This is a genomic window from Pseudomonas sp. Sample_9 (genome assembly GCF_004307535.1).
GTDB classification, from domain to species: Bacteria; Pseudomonadota; Gammaproteobacteria; order Pseudomonadales; family Pseudomonadaceae; genus Aquipseudomonas; species Aquipseudomonas mercuritolerans.
Map to the genome: position 1 here is coordinate 1 of NZ_RAZO01000410.1, position 2,506 is coordinate 2,506.

Below are 2,506 nucleotides of genomic sequence, written 5' to 3' on the forward strand. Positions count from 1 at the left end.
CGAATTATAGACCTCTGGAATCTGCCGTCAACCGTTAATTTCGCTTTTCTTTCAAAAGCTTAAAAAGCTTCTCTATATATAGACGCAGCCCACTCCAATGCGCAGTATATTGCCCACTACCACAACAATATTTGTTTTTGCCTTGGATGCTGCCGCGCAATGAATCACCACCCCCGCTCTCTCTCCTCCACATTGTTTCCGGTTTGCCTGCTCATGATAGCCATGGCGTCCATCCAGTCGGGCGCTTCTCTGGCCAAAAGCATGTTCCCCGTAATAGGGGCACAGGGCACAACCACGCTGCGCCTGATCTTTGCCAGCGTGATCATGCTGCTGATACTGCGCCCATGGCGTGCAAAGCTGACCGCCAAGTCTCTTCGTACCGTAATCATCTACGGGATGGCATTGGGCGGGATGAATTTCCTCTTCTATATGTCTCTGCGCACGGTGCCGCTGGGCATCGCCGTTGCGCTGGAATTCACTGGCCCTCTGGCCGTAGCTATATATGCCTCTCGCCGAGCCATCGATTTTCTCTGGATCGCGCTCGCTGCAGCCGGTTTGCTCCTATTAATACCTACTGGGACAACCACTGCTGGCATAGACCTGGTCGGAGCAGGCTATGCGCTGGGCGCCGGGGTGTGCTGGGCGCTGTACATTCTCTTCGGGCAGAAGGCCGGCGCTGATAACGGAGTGACTACGGCTGCGTTGGGCGTGATGATCGCCGCGCTGTTTGTGGCGCCGATCGGAATCGTTCATGCCGGCGCGGCGCTGCTTACACCATCACTGATTCCGATTGCTATCGGTGTCGCCATTCTCTCCACCGCTCTGCCCTATACCCTGGAAATGGTAGCTCTCACCCGAATGCCCGCGCGCACCTTCGGCACTCTCATGAGTATTGAACCGGCATTCGGCGCGCTATCAGGTCTGCTTTTTCTCCAGGAATACCTTTCATTGTCACAATGGCTGGCCATCCTGTGCATTATCCTGGCGTCGGTGGGCGCAACCATGACCATGGGCAGCGGAGCAAAGCCTGCTGTCGCTGCCGACTGAAGCTTAATAGAAAGTGAGATCTGGTAATTGGTGCTCATTTAGGCCATGTTTAGCTTCGTAACCCATCGCCAGGCATGGATTTTTTCGCAAAGGACGGCACAACGCTGCAAACGCGAGCGAATACAGGCAGACCCGAGCACCAGACTCGTGGCCGCTATTAAGGATGGTAATGAACCGAATTTTGCTATTGATCGCCCTACTGGCGATCGCGAGTTGCGCAGCGACCTCGGAAACCCAGGTCAAACGCGGCAAGAAGGGGCTGCATATCAACTGTTCCGGACTTTCATCCTCATGGGACAAGTGCTACACCAGCGCCGCCAATTCCTGCGCGCCCAAGGGTTACAAGGTGATCGCCAAATCCGGGGACGCCGTCGAAGAACCTGGCGATTATCCGTTCGGCTTGAACCCGGCCGGTTATACCAGCCGCAGCATGATCGTCATCTGCAAATAACTACTCGGCTCGGGACAAAGCGAGCTGACGTGTAATTTCCTCGTGACTCGAGCGCAACACCGTACGCTGCACGTCCGGTGTCGCCAGCATCCGCGCGACCACCAATGCGCCCACGCATTGCGACAGCACCGACCAGGCCAGACTCTCGCTTTCCAGTATCTGCGCCCAACTTTGCTGCAGACGGCAGATCCATTCTTCAGCCTGCTCACGCACCCGCACATCGGCACGGGCAATCTCTGCGCCCAATGTCGGCAAAGCGCAACCGGCCTCGGGTTGCTCGACGTGGGCCATGCTCAGGTACTGCTTCAGACAACGCTCCAGACGCTGCCGATCCGTACCGCCCTGCCCACCAAGACGCTCAAGACTCTCACTCAACTCGCGCTCTACGATGGCAGCAAACAGGGCATCCTTGGATGAAAAGTGGCTGTAGAACGCGGCGCCACTCAAACCGATGGCTTTCATCAGGCCATCCACGCCCACCGTGGAAAACCCCGATTTCTTTGCCGACAGCGCGCTGCTTTGCAGCAATCGTTCGCGGGTTTCCGATTTGTGTCCGGCCGAATAACGCATGTCATCTCCTGAAGTAGATCGCCTTGACGCTGCCCCAATCCTAGCATAACGTTCGTTAACTAAACGATCGTTAACCCAAAGGGATTCACCCATGAATAACAAGAAGGTCGTGTTGGTTGTCGGGGCCGGTGATGCCACGGGCGGGGCCATTGCCAAGCGCTTTGCCAGTGAGGGATTTATAGCCTGTGTGACCCGGCGCAGCGCCGACAAATTGCAGCCTCTGGTTGACGCAATCATCGCTGAGGGCGGTGAGGCCCATGGTTTTGCCTGCGATGCGCGCAAGGAAGATGACGTCATCGCCTTGATCGAAGACATCGAAACCCACGTCGGCCCGATCGAGGCCTTCGTCTTCAACATCGGCGCCAACGTGCCGTGCAGCATTCTCGAAGAAACCGCGCGCAAATATTTCAAGATCTGGGAGATGGCCTGCTTCTCCGG

The 2,506-nt window shown here is 56.5% G+C and carries 4 protein-coding genes; 3 read left to right on the top strand and 1 reads right to left on the bottom strand.

Features of this window, described 5'->3' with window-relative positions:
• Positions 1–159 precede the first annotated feature (159 nt).
• Entirely contained in the window at positions 160–1,047 is an 888-nt protein-coding gene (gene rhtA / locus D6877_RS23380; RefSeq protein WP_130912267.1) for a threonine/homoserine exporter RhtA, read from the top strand.
• Between the two features lie 169 nt (positions 1,048–1,216).
• A complete protein-coding gene (locus D6877_RS23385) occupies positions 1,217–1,498 on the top strand; it encodes a hypothetical protein (protein ID WP_130912268.1) in 282 nt (93 codons plus the stop codon).
• On the opposite strand, the gene D6877_RS23390 is transcribed toward D6877_RS23385, so the two are convergent.
• Entirely contained in the window at positions 1,499–2,068 is a 570-nt protein-coding gene (locus tag D6877_RS23390) for a TetR/AcrR family transcriptional regulator (protein ID WP_130912269.1), read from the bottom strand.
• 91 nt (positions 2,069–2,159) lie between these two features.
• On the opposite strand from D6877_RS23390, the gene D6877_RS23395 reads away from it, so the two are divergent.
• Positions 2,160–2,506, top strand: a 347-nt coding sequence (locus D6877_RS23395) for an SDR family NAD(P)-dependent oxidoreductase (protein ID WP_130912270.1), incomplete at its 3' end; no start/stop codon positions are given.

Bases quoted from the DNA above. Each gene is read 5' to 3' on its own strand.
- D6877_RS23385 (WP_130912268.1), top strand. From the start codon at position 1,217: ATGAACCGAATTTTGCTATTGATCGCCCTACTGGCGATCGCGAGTTGC.
- rhtA (WP_130912267.1), top strand. From the start codon at position 160: ATGAATCACCACCCCCGCTCTCTCTCCTCCACATTGTTTCCGGTTTGC.
- D6877_RS23390 (WP_130912269.1), bottom strand. From the start codon at position 2,068: ATGCGTTATTCGGCCGGACACAAATCGGAAACCCGCGAACGATTGCTG.